Source organism: Pseudomonas sp. UBA6323, assembly GCF_002439135.1.
Taxonomy (GTDB): Bacteria; Pseudomonadota; Gammaproteobacteria; order Pseudomonadales; family Pseudomonadaceae; genus Aquipseudomonas.
The window spans coordinates 36,244-59,131 of the sequence record NZ_DJSX01000065.1 but is presented as its reverse complement, the minus strand read 5'-3'; the positions used below and the strand labels follow the sequence as shown (position 1 = coordinate 59,131).

Below are 22,888 nucleotides of genomic sequence, written 5' to 3'. Positions count from 1 at the left end.
CGCGCTGCCATCCTCTGTTTAGAGTCACGCTCCATGAAACTGGCCCGCAAAGACCGCTCACTGACCGCCTGGGTGCTGTACTTCAGCATTCTGTTCAGTGCGTTCGTCTGTGCCATCAGCCACGGCCAGATGGCTGGCATGCAGCTCAGCGGCCTGGACGGGCAGTACTGTTCGTTCGAGGGTAACTTCGGCGCAGGGGCTGATCTGACCGGCTCCGGTATCGTCGCGCCGAACCCGGCCACGGGTTCCAATTGCGCCCTGGCCAGCCTGTTCAGCGCCCTCATTCTCGCTGCCTTCTTTGGCCTGCTCGGGCTGCTGGCTGTCGAGCGCAGCTGGTCGCTGTCCGCGCTGCATCTGCCGCGCATCACCCGTTATCGCTGGCCTCCGGCCAATCCCCGCGCTTCTCCCTTTTTCGCCTGATCCTTCCGCCCGCTCAGGGCGTCCTTATCACGCGAATGCCTGACCGCGCGTCCACGACTGCGGCGGGCTGGAGAAAGCTTTATGGCGTCTTCCCCCAATAGCACCGCACCTGCTCGTGAGCGTGTGGCCCCGTCTTTCTACAACCTGGCCTGGCGCTGGCATTTCTATGCCGGGATGTTCGTCATCCCGTTCATGATCCTGCTGTCGATTACCGGGATGATCTATCTGTTCAAACCGCAGCTCGATACCTGGCTATACCCGCACCTGATGCTGGCGCCGGTGGCCGAGCAGCGCGTCAGCGCTGACCAGCAGCTGGCATTGGTCGAGCAGCTGTACCCCGGTGCCACGCTTAGCAAGTACCTGCCTCCGCTCGGCGAAGGGCGCAGCGCGCAGTTCGTCATCGACAACAACGGGCGCCTGCTCAACCTGTTCGTCGATCCCTACCGCGGCACCCTGCTCGGCGAGCAGGACGCGCAGTGGAACCTGCAGGCGGCAGCGCGCACCCTGCACGGCGGCCTGATGATCGGCACCTTGGGTGATCGGCTGATCGAGCTGGCTGCCGGCTGGGGCATCGTGCTGGTGGTGTCCGGTCTGTACCTGTGGTGGCCGCGCGGCAACAACCCGGCCGGCGTGCTCTGGCCACGCCGGCATGCGCGAGGGCGCCTGCTGTGGCGCGACCTGCATGCGGTGACCGGGTTCTGGGGCTCCCTGCTGCTGTTGTTCATGCTGCTTACCGGGATGACCTGGACCGGCTACTGGGGCGCCCAGTTCGCCGGCGCCTGGAACCAGTTCCCCGCGGCGATGTGGGATGACGTGCCGAAGTCCGGGCAGCTTGCCGGCAGCCTCAACAGCAGCCGCGAGCAGACCGTGTCCTGGGCGGCGGAGGTCACGCCGCTGCCGGCATCCGATCCGCACGCTGCGCATCGTGGCCACGCCGGTCACGACCATGGTCCGGCGGCGCCACGCATCAGCCTGCAGCAGGTGGTCGACACCGCCGATGCGCGCGGCGTGCAGCGCGGCTACAGCATCAGCTTCCCGCAGGGCGCCACGGGCGTTTACAGCATCGGCCTGTTCGCCGACGACCCGCGCAACGATGCCACCCTGCATCTGGACCAATACAGCGGCGAGGTGCTGGCCGATGTGCGCTGGGCGGACTACGGCCTGGTGGCGCGGGCCGTGGAGAGCGGGGTGAAGCTGCACGAAGGCAAGATGTTCGGCCTGGCCAACCAGATTCTCATGGCGCTGGTCTGCCTGCTGATCATCTTCAGCTCGGTCAGCGGCCTGGTGCTCTGGTGGAAACGCCGCCCGGCCGGTCGCCTCGGCGTACCGCCGCTGCGCCACGACCTGCCGCGCTGGAAGACCGCCATCGGCGTGATGATCGTGCTGGGCATGGTCTTCCCGCTGGTGGGTGCCTCGCTGTTGCTGATGTGGGCGCTCGACCGCTGCCTCTGTCTGCTGCCCAGAACCCGCCTCGCCAACTGAAGAAGTGCCATGATTTTTGACGATACCCACCTGGAGACAATCCCTATGAACCTGCGCAAAACCCTGCTGGGCCTCGCTCTGATCCTCCCCGCGATGCTGGCCCAGGCCCACGAGTACGATGTCGGCCCGCTGCATATCGATCACCCATGGTCGCGCGAGATGCCGCCTGTGGCGCCGACCGCGGCTGCCTATTTCGTTGTGCACAACAAGGGCAGCGAGGCTGATCGCCTGCTCTCGGTCAGCAGCCCGGTGGCCGGCAAGGCCGAGCTGCACGAGCATAAGCACGCAGATGGCGTGATGAAGATGCAGCAGGTGCAGGACGTCGCCATTCCTGCCGGCGGTGAGGTGAAGTTCGAGCCCATGGGCTACCACGTCATGCTCTTCAACCTGAAGCAGCAGGCCAAGGACGGTGAACGCTTTCCGCTGACCCTGACCTTCGAGAAGGCCGGCAGCGTCGAGGTGGAGGTGGCCGTGCAGCAAGAGGCACCGGCCGGCCACGACCACGCCGCCCACGACGCAGGCAAGCACCAGCACTGATGATGATCACGGCGCGCAGACGGACCTTCGCCGCCCATCTCGGGCTGCTGGCGTTCGTTCTGGTCGTGCTGGCGCCTCTGGCGCCGCAGCTGCGTGCCGAGCCGGCTGACTGGCGCTGGCTAAACGAAATCGCCTGCCATGAGGGCGACGATTCTGTACCGCTTGCCAGCGATGGCGGCAGGCCGGTGCTGCAGGTGGATGCCTGCGGTTACTGCTCGTTGTTTTCCCACTGCCCTGCGCTGGCAGATAACCGTTGGGCAATCGCCGCGCGGCTGTCGCCCGTTCATCAGACTGGCGCAGCGCTGCCGCTTGCACCACGCACTGATCCTCACTTCCCCCGCGCGCTGTCACGCGCACCGCCCATGCGCGCCTGATTTTCTCTTCAGCGAGGGCTAGCCGGCCCTTTTTGCAAATCGACCATTTTCAGGTATTCGCATGTCCGTTTCCTTCGTTCCGGGCGCTGTTTCCGTTCGCCCTCGTTTTCCCCTGTCTGCCCTGGCCCTCGCCTGTGGCCTGTGCACCATCACGCCGCTGCACGCCGAGGAGCATGTTCATGAACTGCCGCCCACGGTGATCACGGCAATCCAGCAGAGCTCGCCGCTGACCGTGGTGGCTGATCCCAAGGACCCACGCCAGCCGGTGCCGGCCAGCGATGCCGCCGATTACCTCAAGACCATTCCCGGTTTCTCGGCGATTCGCAGCGGCGGCAGCAACAGCGACCCGGTGCTGCGCGGCATGTTCGGCTCGCGTCTGTTGCTGCTCACCGACGGCGGCCAGATGCTCGGCGCCTGCCCCGGTCGGATGGATGCTCCAAGCTCCTATATCGCTCCGGAAACCTATGATCTGCTGACCGTGACCAAGGGCCCGCAGACGGTGATCTGGGGCCCCGGTGCGTCGGCCGGCGTGGTGCGCTTCGAGCGCGAGCCGGAGCGCTTCGGCGAACTGGGCGCGCGCCTACATGCCAGCGTGCTGGCGGGTTCCAACGGGCGCTTCGACCGCCTGATCGACGGCGCCGTGGGTGGTGAGCAGGGCTACCTGCGGGTGATGGCCAACCGTTCGCATTCGGATGACTACGACAACGGTGACGGCGACACCATCGCCTCGCGCTGGGACAAGTGGAACGGTGACGTAGCCCTGGGCTGGACCCCGGATGCCGACACCCTGATCGAATTCAGCGCTGGTCGTGGCGATGGCGAGGCGCGCTACGCCGGGCGCGGCATGGATGGCAGCCAGTTCAAGCGCGAAAGCCTGGGCTTGCGCGTCGAGCGCAGCAACCTCGGCGGTGCGCTGGATAAGGTCGAGGCCAAGGTCTACTACAACTACGCCGACCACATCATGGACAACTTCCGCCTGCGCGTGCCGGACCCGACCAGCATGATGGCCATGCCGATGGCCTCGCAGGTCGACCGGCGCACCCTCGGCGCCCGGCTGGCGGCGACCTGGAAGTGGGACGACCTCCAGCTGATCACCGGCATCGATGCGCAGCGCAGCGAGCATCGCGGCCGTCGTTCCACCTACAGCATGATGACGGGCTACACGGATGCCGACCGCTTCCCCTGGAGCAAGGACGCGCTGATGCATAACTACGGCGCATTCGCCGAGGCCACCTGGAGCCTGGCCGAGCGTGATCGGCTGATCTCCGGGGCGCGGCTGGATCGAGCCTCGGCCAAGGATTACCGGCAAAGTTTTCGCAGCATGATGGGCATGGCGCGGCCCAACCCGACGGCGGGTGAGATGCGTGCCGAGACCCTGCCCAGCGGTTTCGTGCGCTACGAGCATGACCTGGCCGGTTCGCCGACTACCCTCTATGCCGGCCTCGGCCATGTGCAGCGCTTTCCGGATTACTGGGAGCTGTTCTCTGCCGGGCTGAACGGCCCGGCCGGTTCGCCCAATGCGTTCGACGGCATCGAGCCGGAGAAGACCACTCAGCTCGACATCGGCATCCAGTACCAGGGCGACAAGCTGCAGGCCTGGGCCTCGGCCTATGCCGGGCAGGTGCGCGACTACATCCTGTTCGACTATCGCGGCATGGGCACCCAGGCCGACAACGTCGATGCGCGCATCATGGGTGGTGAGCTGGGCGTGGCCTACGCCTTCTCCTCCAACTGGAAGGCCGATGCGACCCTGGCCTACGCCTGGGGCAAGAACAGCTCGGACGGCGAAGCGCTGCCGCAGATGCCGCCGCTGGAAGCGCGCCTGGGCCTGAGCTACCAGCGTGACGCCTGGAGCGTCGGTGCGCTCTGGCGCGTGGTCGATGGTCAGGGTCGCACCGCCGACGGGCGCGGCAACGTGGTAGGGCAGGACTTCGGCGACAGTGCCGGCTTCGGCGTGCTCTCGCTCAATGGGGCTTACCGCGTCAGCCGGCAGGTCAAGCTCAGCGCCGGGGTGGATAACCTGCTCGACAAGCGCTACGCCGAGCACCTCAACCTGGCGGGCGATGCCGGCTTCGGCTTCCCGGCCGAAAGCCGCATCGACGAGCCAGGCCGCACGCTTTGGGCCAAGGTCGATTTCGACTTCTGAGCACCTGCCCAAGGCCTGCTGCGCGTCCCCGCCTGTTCTGGTGGGGGCTGCGCCGAAATCTTTTGGGTCGGGAATGTGGGAGCGGACTGGTCCGCGAACGAAAAAGCTCGCGGACAAGTCCGCTCTACAGGTGGTTTAAGCCAGGCGCGCGTCCAGGCTGTTCTGCGCCAGGCGCTTGGCCTGATCTTCGGTCATGCCCAGGTGCTCGTGCAGGGCGGCGAAGTTCTCGCCGACGTAGCCGCCGAAGTAGGCCGGATCGTCCGAGTTCACCGTTACCTTCACGCCGCGCTCGAGCATGTCGAGGATGTTGTGCTGGCCCATGTGCTCGAACACGCACAGCTTGATATTGGACAGCGGGCAGACGGTCAGCGGAATCTGCTCGTCGATGATGCGCTGCATCAGACGCTCGTCCTCGATGGCGCGCACGCCGTGGTCGATGCGCTTGATCTTGAGTAGGTCCAGCGCCTCCCAGATGTATTCGGGCGGGCCTTCCTCGCCCGCATGAGCTACCGCGTGCAGGCCTTCGCTGCGGGCCTTGGCGAACACCCGCTCGAACAGCCGCGGCGGGAAGCCCTTCTCCGAACTGTCGAGGCCGACGCCGATGAAGGCATCGCGGAACGGTATGGCCTGCTCCAGGGTCTTGAACGCCTCTTCCTCGGGCAGGTGGCGCAGGAAGCTGAGGATCAGACCGTGGCTGATGCCCAGTTGCTTCTCGCCGTCGAGCAGCGCCTGCTGGATGCCGCGCAGCACCACCTCGAAGGGTACGCCGCGGTCGGTGTGGGTCTGCGGGTCGAAGAAGGGCTCGACGTGGATGACGTTCTGCGCCTTGCAGCGCTGCAGGTAAGCCCAGGTCAGGTCGTAGAAATCCTGCTCGGTGCGCAGTACGTTGGCGCCGGCGTAATACAGGTCGAGGAATTCCTGCAGGTTGTTGAAGGCATAGGCCGCGCGCAGGGTCTCGACATCGGCCCAGGGCAGGGCGATCTGGTTGCGTTCGGCCAGGGCGAACAGCAGCTCGGGCTCCAGTGAGCCCTCCAGATGCAGGTGCAGTTCAGCCTTGGGCAGGGCGTTGAGCCATTCGGGCATGGTGGTTTCTCGTGGTCAGGCTTGGGTAACCGGCAAGTTTAACCGCTCGGACAGAATCGTGCTGTGCCGATGGGCGCTCCCCTGTGGGAGCGGACTTGTCCGCGAATTGATTGTTGATGGTTCCAACCTGTGAGCAAGCAACGATGTAGGGCGTACTCGCGAAGCAGTACGCCGTGCGTCACGGCGGTGTTCCCGGCCTGGTCTGGCGGACTGTTCGCTGGCGCTCCAGAGTCCGCCCTACAGGGCTGAGTCCAACCTACATAGTCGATTCCCTCTCGGGCTGGTCTCCCACGCCGGAGCGTGGGAGCCATCAAAGCTCCTCGCGCCGATAGGCATAGGTATCGGCGAAGCGCGACAGCAGGTACTCGGCGCTGGTTACCGGCGAATACTTGGCCGGATTGTCCGCGCTAGAGCAGTTGGGCAGGCAGTCGATCAGCGTGTCCGGGTGCGGCTCGGCGAAGAACGGCATAGAGTAGCGATCCACGCCCAGCGGACTGATCACTCGATGTGGCGTCGAGGTGTAACGGTTGTTGCTCCAGCGCGCCATCATGTCGCCGATGTTGACCACGAAGCTGCCGGCAATCGGCGGCGCGTCGATCCACTCGCCGCTACGTGCGCGCACCTGCAGGCCACCGGCATCGTCCTGGTAGAGCAGGGTGATGCAGCCGTAATCGGTGTGCGCGCCGGCGCCTTGCTGCTCGGCGCTGCTGGCGGTGTGGCGCGGCGGGTAGTGGATCATGCGTAGCACGCTGATCGGCTCATGAAAGCGTGCGTCGAAGAAATCGTGCTCGATGTCCAGCGCCATGGCCATGGCGCGCAGCAGGGTCTTGGCCAGGTCCTGCATATCGCCATAGTGGGTTTCCATCAGCTCGGTCCAGCCGGGCATTTCCGGGTGGCGATTCGGCCCGCGCAAGGGTTTTCCCGCCAGCACCTCGGGGTGATCGGCGGGTATGTGGAAACCCATGTCGAAGGTTTCCTTGAGGTCGCTCGGCTTGCTCGGGTCTAGCTGCTCGGTGGCGATGGCGCCGTAACCGCGGTGGTGGGCGGTCTGGGTGATATCGATCCTGAGTTTTGCTTCGGCGGGTTGGGCGAAGAAGGTCTTGGCCGCACCGAGCAGGGCGTCGATGCGCTCGGCACTGATCGGGTGACCGACGATGTAGAAGAAGCCCCAGTCGCGGCAGGCGCGGTCGATCTGCTCGGCCACGGCAGGCCAGGCCGAAGCGTCGTCAGCGTAGAGAGGGGCGATGTCGATGATGGGTAATGCGTTCATGTTGAGCCTCGGGTGGGCGGTGCTGCGAGTCTTCTCGTACCCAGGGCAGCGATGCGTGGCACCCAAAGGCCGGCGCCACGGTGATGCGGTTCTGCAGAGCAGGGACGGCATCGATGTTTAAAAAACGTCGCGGCTGAAGCGCCTCCTACACCTGTGGGAGCGGCTTCAGCCGCGATGCTTTGCGCTGTTACTTCGGCATTTCGGCCTTCACGTTTTCCACGTAGTAGTTCATCGAGGCCAGCTCGGCGGTGGTCGCGCTGGCGTCTTCGGCGATGCGCACTGCGCCGCTCTGGTCCTTGATCGGGCCGGTGAAGGGGTGGAACTTGCCGCTGCGAATGTCGGCGATGATCTGTTCGGCCTCGTTCTTCACGTCAGCCGGCACCAGGTCGCTGATCGGCAGTGAGAGGGTGTCCTCGGCCAGGCCGCCCCAGAAATCCTGCGGCTGCCAGGTGCCATCGATCACCCCCTGGGCGGATTTCACGTAGTGCGGGCCCCAGTCGTTGACGATGGAGGTGAGCACGGCCTTCGGCCCAAAGTGGGCCATGTCCGAGGCGTAGCCGACGGAGTAGATGCCGCGACGTTCGGCCGTCTGGATCGGTGCGGGGCTGTCGGTGTGCTGGAACATCACGTCCACGCCCTGGTCGATCAGCGCGTTGGCGGCGTCGGATTCCTTGCCCGGATCGAACCAGGTGTTGACCCACACCACCTTGATCTCGGTGCCCGGGTTGTACTTGTCCAGCGCCAGCTGGATGGCGTTGATGTCGCGGATCACCTCGGGGATCGGGAAGGATGCGATGTAGCCGACCTTCTTGGTCTTGGTCATCTTCGCCGCGAGGAAACCGCCGACGTAGCGGCCTTCATAGGAGCGCGACAGGTAGGTGCCGACGTTCTTGTCCTGCTTGTAGCCAGTGGCGTGCTCGAAGGTGACCTTGGGGAATTGCTTGGCCACCTTGATGGTCGGGTTCATGTAGCCGAAGGAGGTGGTGAAGATCAGGTCGAAACCGCCCTTGGCCATGTTGCGGATCACCCGCTCGGCGTCGGCGCCTTCCGGCACGTTCTCGACGAAGCTGGTGGTGACCTTGTCGCCCATTTCCTTGATCAACATCTGCCGGCCCTGCTCGTGCTGGTAAGTCCAGCCGTGGTCGCCGATGGGGCCGATGTAGACGAAACCGACCTTCAGAGGATCGGCTGCCGAGGCGCTGAGCACGGCGCCAAAGCCCAGGGCTGCGACGAGGGTGCGCAGCAGCGGTTTCTTGCTCTTCTTGTGCATGATGGTGCAGCTCCAGTCTTGGTGTTGGAATGGCCGTTGGTTGGCTGATTCCATGACTGCAAAAAGCTGACCAACAAGACAGATCGACTTGGCGCAAGACCTGGCGGGCGAGGCGCGGGAAGTCGGTGGAGCGCTATTGGTGCGCAGGCTGTGCGGATGCCGCGTTGTGGTGCAATGGTTTGGATCCAGCAGGCTGGGTATTCACACTTAGGCAGTGGCTCGTGAGTGCGTTCAGCGAGAAAAGCTTCGCGGACGAGTCCGCTCCCACAAGGTCAGCAGCACTGCTGTGGGAGCGGACTTGTCCGCGAGTTTTTCAGCACTGTCGGCTTCGCTGCTCTCCTAGAGCGGAGCTGCGTGCTTTCAACCGTTCACCAGTTGCGTTGCCGCCTGCCGGTGATCGGCGATCAGCTGCGCCACGTCCAACCCTTCGATCTGTCCGTCGATGACGCGCCAGGTGCCGCCGATCATCATGCGGTCGGCGCGGTCGGCGCCGCACAGCAGCAGTGCGGCGATGGGGTCGTGGCTGCCGGAAAAACGCAGCTCATCGAGCTTGAACAGCGCCAGGTCAGCCTGTTTGCCCACCGCTAATTCGCCGATGTCGCTGCGGCCCAACAGCTTCGCCGAGCCCTTGCTGGCCCAGCCCAGTGCCCGCTCGGGCGTAATCGCCTCGGCGCCGTAGCGCAGGCGCTGGATGTAAAGCGCCTGGCGCGCTTCGAGGATCATGTTCGAGGCATCGTTGGAGGCCGAACCATCGACGCCCAGGCCTACCGGCACACCGGCTGCCTCCAGGTCATGCACGGGGCAGATGCCCGAGGCCAGGCGCATGTTCGAGCAGGGGCAGTGGCAGACGCCGGTGCCCGCAGCGCCGAGGCGGGCGATCTCCTCGGGGTTGAAGTGGATGCCGTGGGCCAGCCAGGTGCGCGGGCCAAGCCAGCCGACGCTTTCCAGGTAATCCACGGTGCGCAGGCCGAACTGGCGCAGGCAGTAGTCCTCTTCGTCGAGGGTTTCGGCTAGGTGGGTGTGCAGGCGCACATCGAGTTCATCGGCCAGTTCGGCGCTGGCGCGTATGATCTCGCGTGTGACCGAGAAGGGCGAGCAGGGCGCCAGGGCGATCTGGATCTGCGCGCCATCGCCGCGTTCGTGGTACTGGCCGATCAGGCGCTGGCTGTCGGCCAGGATCGTCTCGCCGCTTTGCACCGTATGTTGCGGCGGCAGGCCCCCGTCGTCTTCGCCCAGGCTCATCGAACCGCGGCTGAGCATGGCGCGCATGCCCAGTTCACGAACGGCTTCGACCTGCATGTCGATGGCATTCTCCAGGCCACCGGGGAACAGGTAATGGTGATCGGCGGCGGTGCTGCAGCCGGACAGCAGCAGTTCGGCCAGCGCCACCTTGCTGGCCAGGGCGAGTTTCTCGGGCGTGAGGCGTGCCCAGACCGGGTAGAGCGTCTTCAGCCAGGGGAACAGCGGCTGGTTGACCACGGGCGCCCAGGCGCGGGTGAGGGTCTGGTAGAAGTGATGATGGGTGTTGATCAGGCCCGGCAGCACCACATGCTCGCGGGCATCGAATACCTGCTGGCAGGGCGTGGCGGGTTGCTTACCCTTGCCGAGCGCTTCGCAGATGCGGCCATCGGCGATCACCAGGCCGCCGGATGCGTCCAGGTCGTTGGCGGTGAAGATGGCGAGCGGGTTCTTGATCCAGATACGGGTAGCAGCCATGAGTGGCTCCTCTGAGGTTGATGTCAGGTAAGCCAGCTCAGTGTTGACCCTGTCTGCTGATCCAGGTTCGTCAGAAATGACGTGCGGCGAAGATAGCTGACTCTGAAGTCAGGGGCAATAAGCCAGGTCGCGGGTGAAGCCGCTCCTACAAGGCGCGCTGTGTATTTGTAGGAGCGGCTTCAGCCGCGATCAAGGATTACTGCTATACAGAACCGATCACGATCAGGAGGCAAAGGAATGCTTCGTCCAGACAAACCGCATGCAGGCGCACTGCGCAGAGGACGGTTTTCCGAATCCGGCCGCGTCTACTTGCTGACGGCCGTGCTACATGGCCGCGAAGCGCTTCTCCAGGATTTTGTCCTCGGTCGGTTGTTGGTCGCCGAGCTACGCGATGCTCATGAGAATGGATTGGTGCACTCACTGGCGTGGGTGGTGATGCCTGACCATCTGCATTGGCTGGTGCAACTGGAGAGCACTGCACTGAAGGAGCTGATGCGCCGGGTAAAAGGCCGTAGCTCACGGCGGATCAACCAGCGTTTGTCGCGAACAGGCCCGTTATGGCAGCAGGGTTTCCATGATCGTGCTTTGCGTCAGGAAGAGGATCTGCGGGCTGTTGCACGTTATGTGGTCGCCAATCCTGTGCGAGCAGGTCTGGTGAAGCGGGTGGCGGATTACCCGTTGTGGGATGCAGTCTGGATCGACATCTTATCGCGGCTGAAGCCGCTCCTACGGGGCGTGCACTGTTTCTGTAGGAGCGGCTTCAGCCGCGATTGATTCGATCAATGCCCCGGCTGCCAAGGCTGGCCAAGGGATACCGGGGCATATAGCCGGGTCTTGATCGCATCGCGCGAGAGCAGCACCAGCACCAGGATGGTGGCCACATAAGGCAGCATCGCCAGCAGGTTCGACGGGATCGACAGGCCGATGCCCTGCGCCACCAGGTGAAGGATGCTGGCCAGGCCGAACAGGTAGGCGCCGAGCAGCACGCGGAATACGCGCCAACTGGCGAATACGACCAGTGCCAGGGCGATCCAGCCGCGCCCGGCGGTCATGTTTTCCGCCCACATCGGCGTATAGGCCAGCGACAGGTAGCCGCCCGCGAGGCCAGCCATGGCGCCGCCGAACAGTACCGCCAGGGTGCGCACGCGCAGTACCGGCAGGCCCATGGCGCTGGCCGCGTCCGGGTTCTCGCCGACGGCCTGGATGATCAGGCCGATACGGCTTTTCAGCAGTACCCAGGCCACCAGCCCGAACAGGGCGAAGGACAGGTAGATCAGCACGTCCTGGGCGAACAGCATGCGCCCGATTAGCGGGATGTCCGCCAGCAGCGGAATGACGATGGGCTCGAAGCCGGTCAGCGGCTTGCCGACCCAGGCGGCGCCGACGAAGGTGGACAGACCGACGCCGAAGATGGTCAGAGCCAGCCCGGTGGCCACCTGGTTGGCATTGAAGCCCAGCGCCACCGCGGCGAACAGCAGCGACAACAGCATGCCGGCGGCAATCGCCAGCAACACACCGAGCCACAGGCTGCCGGTGCTGAAGGCTACGATGAAACCAATCACCGCGCCGAACAGCATCATGCCTTCCTGGCCGAGGTTGAGCACGCCGCTTTTCTCGCACACCAACTCACCCAGAGCCACCAGCAGCAGCGGCGTGCCGGTGCGCACCATGGCGTAGAAAATATTGGTCAACAGATCGAGATCCATGAGCGTCAAGCCTCAGGCTGCAAGCGGCAGTTAAAGGGAAAGTAGAAATGGCTCATGCGGCGGACTCCTGCTTGCGGCTTGTGGCTTGCAGCTTGAAGCGCCACGCGAAGCGTGGCCGGTAGAGGATCAGCACGTCGCAGGCCAGCAGGTAGAACAGCATCATTCCCTGGAACAGCTGGGTGATTGCCTGCGGCAGGTTGAGATTCATCTGCGCGCTCTCGCCGCCCAGGTAGAGCAGGGCCATCAGCAGGCTGGCGGCGACGATGCCGAGCGGGTTGAGGCGGCCGAGAAAGGCCACGGTGATCGCCGCGTAGCCGTAGCCAGGCGAGACCTGCGGTACCAGTTGGCCAATCGGCCCGGCCACTTCGCCCACACCCGCCATACCGGCCAGCGCGCCGCTGACCAGCAGGGCGAACCACACCAGGCGCTTCTCGCGAAAACCGACGAAGCCGGCGGCGCGGCTGTCCAGGCCCAGCACCTTGATCTGGAAGCCGAGAAAGCTCTTGTGCAGCAGCACCCATACCGCCACCAGGGCCAGCAGCCCCAGGTACAGGCCACCGTGCAGGCGCCCGTCCTCGCTGACCAGTGGCAGGCGGCTGGCTTCGCCGAACATTGCCGACTCGGGGAAGTTGAAACCGGCCGGGTCCTTCAGCGGGCCATGCACGAAGAACAGCAGCAGGTTCAGCGCGATGTAGTTGAGCATGATGCTGGTGAGGATTTCGTTGGCGTTGAACTGCGTGCGCAGCCAGGCGGTAAGGCCGGCCCAGGCCGCGCCCGCGCAGGTGCCGGCCAACACCACCCAGGCCAGTGCCCAGCGGCTGTCCCAGTCGATCAGTTGCAGGGCCATGGCGCTGCCGGCCAGGGCGCCGATCAGCAACTGGCCTTCGGCGCCGATGTTCCAGATGCGCGCCTGGTAGGCCACCGCCAGGCCGAGGGCGCAGAGCAGAATCGGCAGCGCCTTGACCAGCAGTTCGGACACGCCATACCAGTCGCTGACCGGGGCGATCAGCAGGGTGTGCAGGGTTTCCAGCGGATCATGGCCGAGCAGGGTGAACAGCAGCACGCCGCTCACCAGCGTCAGTACGGCGGCCAGCAGCGGCGACAGCCAGAGCATGGGGCGTGACTCTTGGCCGCGCGGTTCCAGGGATAACAGCATGACGGCTCCGTCAGCAGGCCGCAGCAGCGGCGGGTTGATCGAATTCACCGGCCATCCAGCGGCCGACTTCCACGGTGGATACCTGCGCCGTCTCGGCCAGCGGTGACAGCCGCCCGCTGCACAGCGCGCCGATGCGGTCGCTGATCTGGAACAGCTCGTCGAGGTCTTCGGAGATCACCAGGATCGCCGCGCCTGCATCACGCAGGGCGATCAGCTCGCGGTGGATGGCGGCAGCGGCGCCGACGTCCACGCCCCAGGTCGGGTGCGCGGCCACCAGCAGTTTGGGCTGTTGCAGAATCTCGCGGCCGAGGATGAATTTCTGCAGGTTGCCGCCGGACAGGCTGCGCGCGGCGGTGTCGACATCCGGCGTCTTCACCGCGAAGCGCTGGATGATCTGCTCGGCCAGCGCACGCACCTTGCCGCGCTGCACCAGCCCGCCCTTGACCAGGCCCTGGCCGAAGGCGGTGAGCAGGGCGTTGTCCACCAGGCTCATCTCCGGCACCGCGCCATGGCCGAGGCGTTCGGCGGGCACGAAGGCCAGGCCAAGCCCACGCCGCGCATCCGGATGCAGATTGGCCACTGGCGCGGCATCCAGGCTGACCCGCTCGCGCTCGCCACGCGGCAGACGGGTTTCGCCGCTGAGCAGGGCGAGCAATTCGTCCTGGCCATTGCCGGCCACCCCGGCGATACCGACGATCTCGCCGCTGCGCACCTCCAGGCGAATGCGGTCCAGCGAGCAGCCGAAGGGATCGGGGTTGTGCCAACTGAGATCATCGACACGCAGCCGTGGCAGGCCGCCGCTGACTTTCGGGTAGCTGCTTTCCAGTCCCTCGGCGTCGCCGACCATCAGCCGCGCCAGCTCTAGGTCGCTGCATTCGGCCGGCACGCAATGGCCGGACACCCGGCCGCCGCGCAGCACCGTGGCGCTCTGGCACAGCGCGCGCACCTCGCCGAGCTTGTGGCTGATAAACAGAATGCTACAGCCCTCATCGGCCAGGCGGCGCAGAGTGACGAACAACTCGTCGGCCTCCTGCGGGGTGAGCACCGAAGTGGGTTCGTCGAGGATCAGCAGTTTGATGTCCTGCATCAGGCAACGCACGATTTCCACCCGCTGCCGTTCGCCGATGGACAGGCTGTGCACCAGGCGCGTCGGCTCCAGCGCCATGCCGTAGCGCTGTGACACCTCGCGAATCTTCGGCTCCAGCTGCTTCGGCGTACCGGCCTGCGCGCCCATTGCCAGGGCGATGTTCTCGGCGACAGTGAGCGTCTCGAATAGGGAGAAATGCTGGAATACCATGCCGATGCCCAGACGCCGCGCCATGGCTGGGTCGCGCATCGTCAGCGGCCCACCCTGCCAGCGAATCTCGCCGCTGCAGGGCTGGGTGACGCCGTAGATGATCTTCATCAGCGTGCTTTTGCCGGCGCCGTTCTCGCCGAGCAGGGCACGGATCTCGCCTGGGGCAATGGTCAGGTCGATACGGTCGTTGGCCAGGCAGCCGGGGTATTGCTTGCTGATGGCGGTCAGCTGCAGGCGTGGAAGATCGGATGAGGCAGACATGGGAAGCGCTCGTTGCGATAACTGAGCGGGGCTAAAGCAAAAACTTGGCCAGGAGGTCAGAAAAGCTGGCGGCGGGCGTTTACGTCTGCCGCCAGTCCTGATTCATGCGCGGGATTGGTGCGAACCACTGCGTAGGGTGCGCCGTGCGCACCGCATTCGAGCGTTCGCGGCTAAAGCCCCTCCCACCAAGCTGTTCTGTAGCCCGGATGCAATCCGGGAAGCCGCTGCGCGGCTCAGTATTCACCCCCGGCAGGCGCCAAGACGGACCGCAGGTGAGGGCGGCGGTCAGAGCGCAAGCAGGCATGCTTGCGCCGCGGGCCATCAGACGAAAAATGCGCCCATCAGGAACAGCCATAGCAAGGCCCCGGGGGCCATGCAAAGCAAGTTGAGGCCGCTGATGGATGCGTTGCTCTGCCCCTCGTCGTCGCCGCTCGCCTGGTTGGCCTGTTGCTGGATCAGCGCCAGGGGCAGGGCTGGCACCATGATGACGGCGAACAGCATCAGCAATTCAAGACCGCCGCCTGGGCCATCGATCCGCGACAGGCGATTGGTGACGATGGTCAGGAGCACGTACATCCAGGCGGTACCCGAGTAGCTCCAGGCCGCCTGGCCCAGGCGCTGCTTGTGTTCGCTGATCAGGCTGCATAACGAATGGGTGAAGAAAATCTGAAAGATCGAGCGCGCCGCCGGCCAGATCTTTTTCGGCAGCATTGCGCTGCGCTGAAGGTCCCACTGTTTGTAGAACCAGTAGAAGGAGTACAGGCTGAAGGTGGTGAAGTACAGCAGGTAGAACTTCTTCAGTGAGGTGACGAAGAAGACGCTACGGGCCTGGGATTTTTCGTCGAGCAGCTCGGCTTTGGGCGGCTGATACAGGTTGTCCATTGACCTGGTTCCGATTGACTGTTGCGTGGGGAACTCGCATCCAGCGAGTGTGCAGGGGCGCTGATTATACGAATGTCGTGGCGCGCTGACTGTGAGCTCTGGCGCATCCGGCCCGGTAGCGAGGGCAGAGCGTCGCAGTATGGCCCCCACGCCGGAGCGTGGGAGCTAGCGACCCTATCCAGCGCTGACGCTTACCAGGGCAGCGGGTTGCCCTCGAAGTCCTGATAGCGCAGGCCGGGTTGGCCGACGGCGGCGCTGACCTGCTGGACCATGCCCTTGCAACTGCTGTCGATATCCAGCGGGGCGTCGGCACCGCCCATGTCGGTGCGCACCCAGCCAGGGTGCATCAGCAGCACGCCGAGCTGCGGATTGTCTTGCGTGCGCACGAAGCACTGCACGAGGTGGTTGAGCGCGGCCTTGCTGGCGCCGTACAGCGGCATGCCCAGGCCGGCGCCTGCCTCGATGCTGCCGAGGATCGAGCTCATGAACACGATCAGCCCATGCCCGGTGGCCAGGTTCGGCAGCAGGCGCTCGGCCACGCGTAGTGGAGCGACAGCGTTGGTCAGGAACAACTGTCCCATTTCCTCGGCGCTGGCCTGTGCGGTGCTGTGGTGTGTGGGGCCGGCGACCCCGGCGTTGACGAAGATGACGTCGAACTGCTGACCGCTCAGACGATTGGCCAACTGCTCGAGGCTGTCCGATTCGGTCATCTCCAGCTGCTCCACGCGGACGCCGGGCAGTGCCTGCAGCGGTGCCTGTTGCGTGGTGCTGCGCACCGTGGCGGTAACGGCCCAGCCCTGGGCGGCGAATTCACCGGCCAGACCAAGGCCGAGGCCGCGTGAGGCTCCAATGATCAGGATGGATCGAGAGGCAGTCATGTCGGGCTCCATGGCGATTGAGAAAGAAGATCAGCATAGCGAATGCCGATCCGATAATCCCGGCACGGCAATCCTCTGTAGGCGTCTCGCCTCGGGGCGAAGCTTTTTGAGCGCGTCCCGCCATGCTTCGCGGCGGGGCGTAGCTCTCGCTGCAGTGTTATTCCGCCAACCAGGCACCCTGTGTGCGGCCATGGCCGGTTTCGCGGTCGTAACGGCGTTCATGTTCGACATGCCGTTGCAGCACGGCACTGGCGCGGCGATTGGCCTGCTGTTGCAGCTCGGCGCAACTGGGATATTCAGGTGTTGCCAGCAGCGCCGCGTCGATCTCGGCGGCGGCTGCCTGGCCGATGCGGTAGTGGCCCAGCTCATGTTCACGCAGTGCACCGAGATACTGCTGGAAACGCTGACGCTGTTGCGCATCGCCGCCCCCGACGCGGGGCAGGGTGACGGTGGCGTTCAACCGGGTGCGGGTGAGGTCGATCTGGCAGCGACCGTCACGTTGTTCGCGCCACCAGAAATTCCACTGCACCTGCCAGAGTGTGTAGGCGTGGTAGATCTGCCCGTTCTGGCGAATCGGCGAGGCCTGGCTGATGGCACGGCTGAGCGACTCACCGGACGCTACCTGCAGGTCGTAATACTGCTCCTGCAGCCGCTGCTGTACTTCGGCGTGAACAGGCAGCGCCAGCCATAGCAGCGGCAGCAGTGCAGTGATCCGTTTCATGGTGCTTTCAGGCTCTCCCGGCCACGGCTGATATCACCCAACAGACGCTCCAGCTTTTCACGCTCGGCCGGTGCCACGGCCAGTTGCAGGCGCGCGCCGCTGGCGTCGTAATCCTCGCTCTCGATCAGGCTGTCCATCTCGCCCAGACGAGCTTTGAACACGGGGAGTTCGCCAAACTGCAGGTGGCAGGTGAAGGCCTGACGCACGACCAGTTCGCGCCGCTCGCCGGCCTGCAGGCATTTCGCCGCGCTGCCGCCGTAGGCGCGGGCCAGGCCGCCGGTGCCGAGCTGAATGCCGCCGTACCAGCGGATCACCAGCACCACCACCTGGTCGCAATCCTGCCCTTCGATGGCGGCGAGTATCGGCCTGCCGGCGGTGCCGCCCGGTTCGCCGTCGTCGTTGAAACGGTACTGGTTGCCGACCTTCCACGCCCAGCAGTTGTGCGAGGCGGCCAGGTCGCTGTAACGGTCGATGAAGGCTTGGGCCTCGGCCGCACTGGCAACCGGCGCGGCGAGGGCGATGAAGCGGCTCTTGCGAATTTCCTCGCGGTACTCGCAGGGCGCGGCCAGGGTGAAAGCCATCAGGATGCGGCGGGCGGTGTCAGGCCGCAGCCCTTGAGAATGACGTGAATCAGGTTGTCGCCAGCGGCTTCGAAGTCCTGCTTGGTCAGGCGCGAGCGTCCGCTGACCCGACAGATCTGCGAGGCGAAGTCGGCGTAGTGCTGGGTGCTGCTCCACAGCAGGAAGATCAGATGCGTTGGATCGACCGGGTCCATCTTGCCTGCGGCGATCCAGCCTTCGAATACCTCGGCACGGCCGCGGAACCAGTCCAGGTAGTTCTGGTTGAAGTACTGCGACAGGCAGTCGCCGCCGCTGATCACTTCCATGGCGAAGATGCGCGAGGCCTTCGGCTGGCGCCGGGAGAATTCCATCTTGGCGCGGATGTAGCGCGCCAGCGCTTCGGCCGGGTCGTCCTCGACGCTGAGGTTGTTGAAGGTGCTGTCCCACAGCTCGAGGATATTGCTCAGCACCGCCAGATAAAGGCCCAGCTTGTTGTTGAAGTAGTAATGCAGGTTGGCTTTGGGCAGGCCGACGTTCTGCGCGATGGTGTTCATGCTGGTGCCCTTGAAGCCGTGCCGGGCGAACTCTTCCTCGGCAGCCTTGATGATGGCTTCTTCGTTCTTCTGGCGAATGCGCCCGGCGGGTTTGCCGGTGGCGCCGTGGGCGGGGACTTCGAAGGTCATGGGGTGATTCCGAACTGATCAGGGAGCCGAGCGATTGCACAGATACCCCAGCGCCGCCTGGGTGACAAGTGCGCTGCAAGGAAAATCGCCGTGATAGCACAAATGCACCGGCGCTGTGCGTGCTCAAGCCGCTTTTCGGTACGGTCGTTCTATGTATTCAGGCTTCAGCCAGCGCTTCGAGAAAGCTCTCCAGCACCAGGTGCGCGCGACGGCCCTTGCGCGTTACCGCCGCCAGGTTGATGTCGTAAAAACGGCTTCCGGCTTTGAGCGCCCGCAGGCGCCCCTGCTGCACCCAGGCCTGGGCGTAGTGATCGGGCAAATAGCCGATATAGCGCCCGGTGAGGATGAGAAAGGCCATGCCTTCGCGGTCCGATGCGCTGGCCGTGCAGTTCAGCGCCTGGTAATGGTTCTGCACCTCAGGCGGCAGGCGGAAGGTCGGGGCGATGGCTTCCTGGGCATTGAGCCTGTCGTCTTCAAGCTGTTGGTCGTCGACGTAGAACAGCGGATGGCCGACCGCGCAGTAAAGCAGCGAGCGTTCATCGTATAGCGCCTGGTATTCCAGGCCGGATAGGGCACCGACCTGTGGCACCACGCCGATATGCAGGCGGCCGTCGAGCACCCCCTGTTCCACTTCCGACGGGGGCGTCATGCGGATGTTAATGCGCACGTCCGGCCCCTGCACCTTGAGGCGGGCCAGGGCGTTGGTGATGCGCATGTGGGCGATGGTCACCAGGTTGTCGGTCAGGCCGATGTTCAGCTCGCCGCGCAGGTGCTGGTGCAGGCCGTTGACCTCGGTGCGAAAGCTCTCCAGTGCCGCCAGCAATTGCAGGGTGCTCTGGTACACCTCGCGACCTTCCTCGGTGAGGGCGAAGCCGGCGCGGCCGCGCTGGCACAGGCGCAGGCCGAGGCGTTGTTCGAGGTCGCTCATCTGCTGGCTGATGGCCGAGCGGCCGATGCCCAGCGCGCTTTCTGCGGCAGAGAAGCCGCCGCATTCCACCACGCTGCGAAACAGCTTAAGCAGGCGTATTTCAAAGTCGCTGACCTGGGCCAGCGGATCGGGGCGGCGGCTGCTCATTGTTTAGTCGGCCTTGAACTGAAGATAAGAAGAGTATTGTTTTACTGACTCTATGCCCGTGGCACCTTTACTGGCAACAACGAGCTTTTGTAGGAGCGGCTTCAGCCGCGATTCGTTGGTGGCCACGGGGCTGCTGGCGGACTACGAATCTCCCGAACGCCGCCAGCCCGAGGCTCCTCCCATGAACATGCCGCAGACCGCAACTCCGTCCCTGGCCAGCCAGCTTAAGCTGGATGCGCACTGGATGCCGTTCTCCGCCAACCGCCAGTTCCAGCGCGACCCGCGCATCATCGTCGGTGCAGAAGGCAGCTGGCTCACCGATGACCAGGGCCGGAAGATCTACGACAGCCTGTCCGGCCTGTGGACCTGCGGCGCCGGCCACTCGCGCAAGGAAATCCAGGAGGCCGTGGCCAAGCAGCTCGGCACCCTCGACTATTCGCCGGGCTTCCAGTACGGCCATCCGCTGTCGTTCAAGCTGGCCGAGCAGGTCGCCGACCTGATGCCGGGCGAGCTCAACCATGTGTTCTTCACCGGCTCCGGCTCCGAGTGCGCCGACACCGCGGTGAAGATGGCCAAGGCCTACTGGCGCCTGAAAGGCCAGGCCTCCAAGACCCGCTTCATCGGCCGCGCCCGTGGCTACCACGGTGTCAACATCGCCGGCACCTCGCTCGGCGGCATTGGCGGTAACCGCAAGATGTACGGCCAGCTGATGGATGCCGACCACCTGCCGCACACCCTGCAACCGGGCATGGCCTTTACCAAGGGCATGGCCGAAACCGGCGGCGTGGAGCTGGCCAACGAACTGCTCAAGCTGATCGAACTGCACGACGCCTCCAATATCGCCGCGGTGATCGTCGAGCCGATGTCCGGTTCGGCCGGCGCCATCGTGCCGCCGGTGGGCTATCTGCAGCGCCTGCGCGAAATCTGCACCCAGCACAACATTCTGCTGATCTTCGACGAAGTGATCACCGGCTTCGGCCGCATGGGCAGGTGGAGCGGCGCGGAGTTCTTCGGCGTCACCCCGGACCTGATGAACGTCGCCAAGCAGATCACCAACGGCGCCATCCCGCTAGGCGCGGTGATCGCCAGCAGCGAGATCTACAACACCTTCATGCAGCAGCCGTCGCCGGAGCACATGATCGAGTTCACCCACGGCTACACCTACTCGGCGCACCCGGTTGCCTGCGCCGCCGGTCTGGCGACGCTGGAGCTGCTCAAACGCGAGAACCTGATTCAGCAATCCGCCGAGCTGGCGCCGAAGTTCGAGGCCGCGCTGCATGGCCTGAAGGGCACCAAGCACATCATCGATATCCGCAACTGCGGCCTGGCTGGCGCGCTGCAGATCGTACCGCGTGATGGCGATGCGGTGATCCGCCCCTTCGAGGCCGGCATGGCCCTGTGGAAGGCTGGTTTCTACGTGCGCTTCGGTGGCGATACGCTGCAGTTCGGCCCAACCTTCAACGCCAAGATCGAAGACCTCGAGCGCGTGTTCAACGCCGTTGGCGACGTACTGAACAAACTCGACTGATTCCTGTGGGAGGGGCTTTAGGCGCGACTGAATGAGCGTCGCGGCTAAAGCCCCTCCCACCAACCTGACTTTGGAGATCCCCATGAGCCACATCCCCCACCTGATCAACGGCGAACGCGTTGACGGCAACGGTCGCAGTGCCCCGGTGTACAACCCGTCCACCGGCGACTCCACCAGCGCGGTCGGCCTGGCCGACCGCGCCACCATGCAACTGGCCATTGATGCCGCCAAGGCTGCCTTCCCGGCCTGGCGCAACACCCCGCCGGCCAAGCGTGCGCAGATCATGTTCCGCTTCAAGCAACTGCTGGAGCAGAACGAGAACGAGATCGCCACGCTGATCAGCGCCGAGCACGGCAAGACCATCGAGGACGCCGTTGGTGAACTCAAGCGCGGCATCGAGAACGTCGAGTTCGCCTGCGCCGCCCCGGAAATCCTCAAGGGCGAGTACAGCCGCAACGTCGGCCCGAATATCGACGCCTGGACCGACCTGCAGCCCATCGGTGTGGTGGCTGGCATCACCCCGTTCAACTTCCCGGCCATGGTGCCGCTGTGGATGTACCCGCTGGCCATCGTCTGCGGCAACTGCTTCATCCTCAAACCGTCCGAGCGTGACCCTAGCTCCACCCTGTTCATCGCCGAGCTGCTGAACCAGGCCGGCCTGCCCAAGGGCGTGCTGAACGTGGTCAACGGCGAAAAGGATGCGGTCGACGCGCTGATCGAGGCGCCTGAGGTCAAGGCTCTGAGCTTCGTCGGCTCGACGCCGATCGCCGAGTACATCTACAGTGAAGGCACCAAGCGCGGCAAACGCGTGCAGGCCCTGGGTGGTGCCAAGAACCACGCCGTGCTGATGCCTGATGCTGACCTGGACAACGCCGTCAGCGCGTTGATGGGCGCGGCCTACGGCTCCTGCGGCGAGCGTTGCATGGCGATCTCTGTGGCCGTGTGCGTGGGCGACCAGATCGCCGATGCGCTGGTGGAGAAGATCGTCCCGCAGATCCAGGCACTGAAGATCGGTGCCGGCACCTCCTGCGGGTTGGATATGGGTCCGCTGGTCACCGCCGCTGCGCGTGACAAGGTCAAGGGCTATATCGACGCCGGTGTTGCGCAAGGCGCCAAGCTGGTGGTCGATGGCCGTGATCTGGTAGTCGCCGGTAACGAGAACGGTTACTTCGTCGGCGGCACCCTGTTCGACAAGGTGACCCCGGAGATGACCATCTACACCGACGAAATCTTCGGCCCGGTGCTGTGCATCGTCCGCGTCGGCAGCCTGGAAGAAGCCATGCAACTGATCAACGATCACGAATACGGCAACGGCACCTGCATCTTCACTCGCGACGGTGAAGCCGCGCGCCTGTTCTGCGACGAGATCGAAGTCGGCATGGTCGGCGTCAACGTGCCGCTGCCGGTGCCGGTGAGCTACCACAGCTTCGGCGGCTGGAAGCGCTCGCTGTTCGGCGACCTGCATGCCTACGGCCCGGATGGCGTGCGCTTCTACACCCGCAAGAAGGCCATCACCCAGCGCTGGCCGGCACGCAAGAGCCATGAGGCCGCGCAGTTCGCCTTCCCCAGCAATGGCTGATTGAGCAGTAGCGTTGAACGCAAAGGCCGATCGCGAGATCGGCCTTTTTCATTGGTGGCACGTTATGTCGAGGCAGACACCGGACACCTGTAGGAGCGGCTTCATCCGCGAAAAAGTTTGCGTGATTGCACCCTCGCTCTGCGTGGGCGTGTTTAGCCTCGGTCGCTCTGCAGCCGTTGCGGAGCTTCACGGGCTGCATGCCCGCGCGGAGCATGGGAACGGGCGGACGTGCTATCGACCCAATAGATATCTCCCCTCTGCCGC

Annotated in this window: 20 protein-coding genes and 1 pseudogene; 8 read left to right on the top strand and 13 right to left on the bottom strand. The window is 64.8% G+C overall.

The genetic code is table 11. The annotated features are described in order from the left end of the window. Window positions 1–33: 33 nt before the first annotated feature. From B3P22_RS14950 to B3P22_RS14930, 5 genes are all read left to right on the top strand, one after another. Complete coding sequence (locus tag B3P22_RS14950; protein WP_296271511.1) at window positions 34–420, top strand: DUF2946 domain-containing protein; 387 nt, start codon at window positions 34–36, stop codon at window positions 418–420. 81 nt (window positions 421–501) lie between these two features. Continuing rightward, complete coding sequence (locus tag B3P22_RS14945) at window positions 502–1,902, top strand: PepSY-associated TM helix domain-containing protein (RefSeq protein WP_296271510.1); 1,401 nt, start codon at window positions 502–504, stop codon at window positions 1,900–1,902. 45 nt (window positions 1,903–1,947) lie between these two features. Continuing rightward, window positions 1,948–2,439, top strand: coding sequence for a copper chaperone PCu(A)C (locus tag B3P22_RS14940; RefSeq protein WP_296271509.1), 492 nt, complete (start codon window positions 1,948–1,950; stop codon window positions 2,437–2,439). Further along, complete coding sequence (locus B3P22_RS14935) at window positions 2,439–2,813, top strand: DUF2946 domain-containing protein (RefSeq protein WP_296271508.1); 375 nt, start codon at window positions 2,439–2,441, stop codon at window positions 2,811–2,813. Before B3P22_RS14940 ends, B3P22_RS14935 begins: the two co-directional genes overlap by 1 nt. 61 nt (window positions 2,814–2,874) lie before the next feature. Next, on the top strand, window positions 2,875–4,959 hold the full coding sequence (locus B3P22_RS14930; protein ID WP_296271507.1) for a TonB-dependent copper receptor: 2,085 nt from the start codon (window positions 2,875–2,877) through the stop codon (window positions 4,957–4,959). A 135-nt stretch (window positions 4,960–5,094) separates the two neighbouring features. On the opposite strand, the gene B3P22_RS14925 is transcribed toward B3P22_RS14930, so the two are convergent. The 4 genes from B3P22_RS14925 to B3P22_RS14910 all read right to left on the bottom strand — a co-directional run bounded on the left by B3P22_RS14925 (window position 5,095) and on the right by B3P22_RS14910 (window position 10,298). Beyond that, window positions 5,095–6,042: an adenosine deaminase gene (locus B3P22_RS14925; RefSeq protein ID WP_296271506.1), complete on the bottom strand. Its 948-nt coding sequence runs from the start codon at window positions 6,040–6,042 to the stop codon at window positions 5,095–5,097. 310 nt (window positions 6,043–6,352) lie between these two features. Continuing rightward, entirely contained in the window at window positions 6,353–7,312 is a 960-nt protein-coding gene (locus tag B3P22_RS14920) for a 2-oxoglutarate and iron-dependent oxygenase domain-containing protein (RefSeq protein ID WP_296271505.1), read from the bottom strand. Window positions 7,313–7,499: 187 nt separating this feature from the next. Further along, window positions 7,500–8,582, bottom strand: coding sequence for a BMP family ABC transporter substrate-binding protein (locus tag B3P22_RS14915; protein WP_296271504.1), 1,083 nt, complete (start codon window positions 8,580–8,582; stop codon window positions 7,500–7,502). Window positions 8,583–8,942: 360 nt separating this feature from the next. After that, window positions 8,943–10,298, bottom strand: a complete 1,356-nt coding sequence (locus B3P22_RS14910) for an 8-oxoguanine deaminase (protein ID WP_296271503.1) — start codon at window positions 10,296–10,298, stop codon at window positions 8,943–8,945. Between the two features lie 237 nt (window positions 10,299–10,535). On the opposite strand from B3P22_RS14910, the pseudogene B3P22_RS14905 reads away from it, so the two are divergent. Further along, window positions 10,536–10,997: pseudogene (locus B3P22_RS14905) on the top strand (REP-associated tyrosine transposase); the annotation flags it as partial. 80 nt (window positions 10,998–11,077) lie between these two features. Here B3P22_RS14905 and B3P22_RS14900 read toward each other — a convergent pair. From B3P22_RS14900 to B3P22_RS14860, 9 genes are all read right to left on the bottom strand, one after another. Then, window positions 11,078–12,004, bottom strand: coding sequence for an ABC transporter permease (locus B3P22_RS14900; RefSeq protein WP_296271502.1), 927 nt, complete (start codon window positions 12,002–12,004; stop codon window positions 11,078–11,080). A gap of 52 nt (window positions 12,005–12,056) precedes the next feature. After that, the gene (locus B3P22_RS14895) at window positions 12,057–13,160 is read right to left on the bottom strand and encodes an ABC transporter permease (RefSeq protein ID WP_296271501.1); all 1,104 of its coding nucleotides are present in this window, start codon (window positions 13,158–13,160) and stop codon (window positions 12,057–12,059) included. Window positions 13,161–13,170: 10 nt separating this feature from the next. Then, window positions 13,171–14,718 (bottom strand): ABC transporter ATP-binding protein, encoded by a 1,548-nt coding sequence (locus B3P22_RS14890; protein ID WP_296271500.1) that lies wholly within the window; start codon window positions 14,716–14,718, stop codon window positions 13,171–13,173. 321 nt (window positions 14,719–15,039) lie between these two features. Then, entirely contained in the window at window positions 15,040–15,600 is a 561-nt protein-coding gene (locus tag B3P22_RS14885; RefSeq protein WP_296271499.1) for an MFS transporter permease, read from the bottom strand. A 191-nt stretch (window positions 15,601–15,791) separates the two neighbouring features. Next, window positions 15,792–16,478 carry an SDR family oxidoreductase gene (locus B3P22_RS14880; RefSeq protein ID WP_296271498.1) on the bottom strand — a complete coding sequence of 229 codons (687 nt, stop codon included), beginning with the start codon at window positions 16,476–16,478 and terminating at the stop codon, window positions 15,792–15,794. Between the two features lie 157 nt (window positions 16,479–16,635). Beyond that, window positions 16,636–17,199, bottom strand: a complete 564-nt coding sequence (locus B3P22_RS14875; RefSeq protein WP_296271497.1) for a DUF922 domain-containing protein — start codon at window positions 17,197–17,199, stop codon at window positions 16,636–16,638. Beyond that, window positions 17,196–17,780: an IMPACT family protein gene (locus B3P22_RS14870; RefSeq protein WP_296271496.1), complete on the bottom strand. Its 585-nt coding sequence runs from the start codon at window positions 17,778–17,780 to the stop codon at window positions 17,196–17,198. Before B3P22_RS14870 ends, B3P22_RS14875 begins: the two co-directional genes overlap by 4 nt. Further along, on the bottom strand, window positions 17,780–18,442 hold the full coding sequence (locus tag B3P22_RS14865; protein WP_296271495.1) for a TetR/AcrR family transcriptional regulator: 663 nt from the start codon (window positions 18,440–18,442) through the stop codon (window positions 17,780–17,782). Before B3P22_RS14865 ends, B3P22_RS14870 begins: the two co-directional genes overlap by 1 nt. A 157-nt stretch (window positions 18,443–18,599) precedes the next feature. After that, on the bottom strand, window positions 18,600–19,517 hold the full coding sequence (locus tag B3P22_RS14860) for a LysR family transcriptional regulator (RefSeq protein ID WP_296271494.1): 918 nt from the start codon (window positions 19,515–19,517) through the stop codon (window positions 18,600–18,602). A 181-nt stretch (window positions 19,518–19,698) separates the two neighbouring features. Here B3P22_RS14860 and B3P22_RS14855 point away from each other — a divergent pair, with 181 nt between their 5' ends. Together B3P22_RS14855 and B3P22_RS14850 are read left to right on the top strand one after the other, a co-directional pair. Further along, window positions 19,699–21,045 carry an aspartate aminotransferase family protein gene (locus B3P22_RS14855; protein ID WP_296271493.1) on the top strand — a complete coding sequence of 449 codons (1,347 nt, stop codon included), beginning with the start codon at window positions 19,699–19,701 and terminating at the stop codon, window positions 21,043–21,045. A gap of 82 nt (window positions 21,046–21,127) precedes the next feature. After that, a complete protein-coding gene (locus tag B3P22_RS14850; RefSeq protein ID WP_296271492.1) occupies window positions 21,128–22,624 on the top strand; it encodes a CoA-acylating methylmalonate-semialdehyde dehydrogenase in 1,497 nt (498 codons plus the stop codon). The last annotated feature ends 264 nt before the right edge of the window (window positions 22,625–22,888 follow it).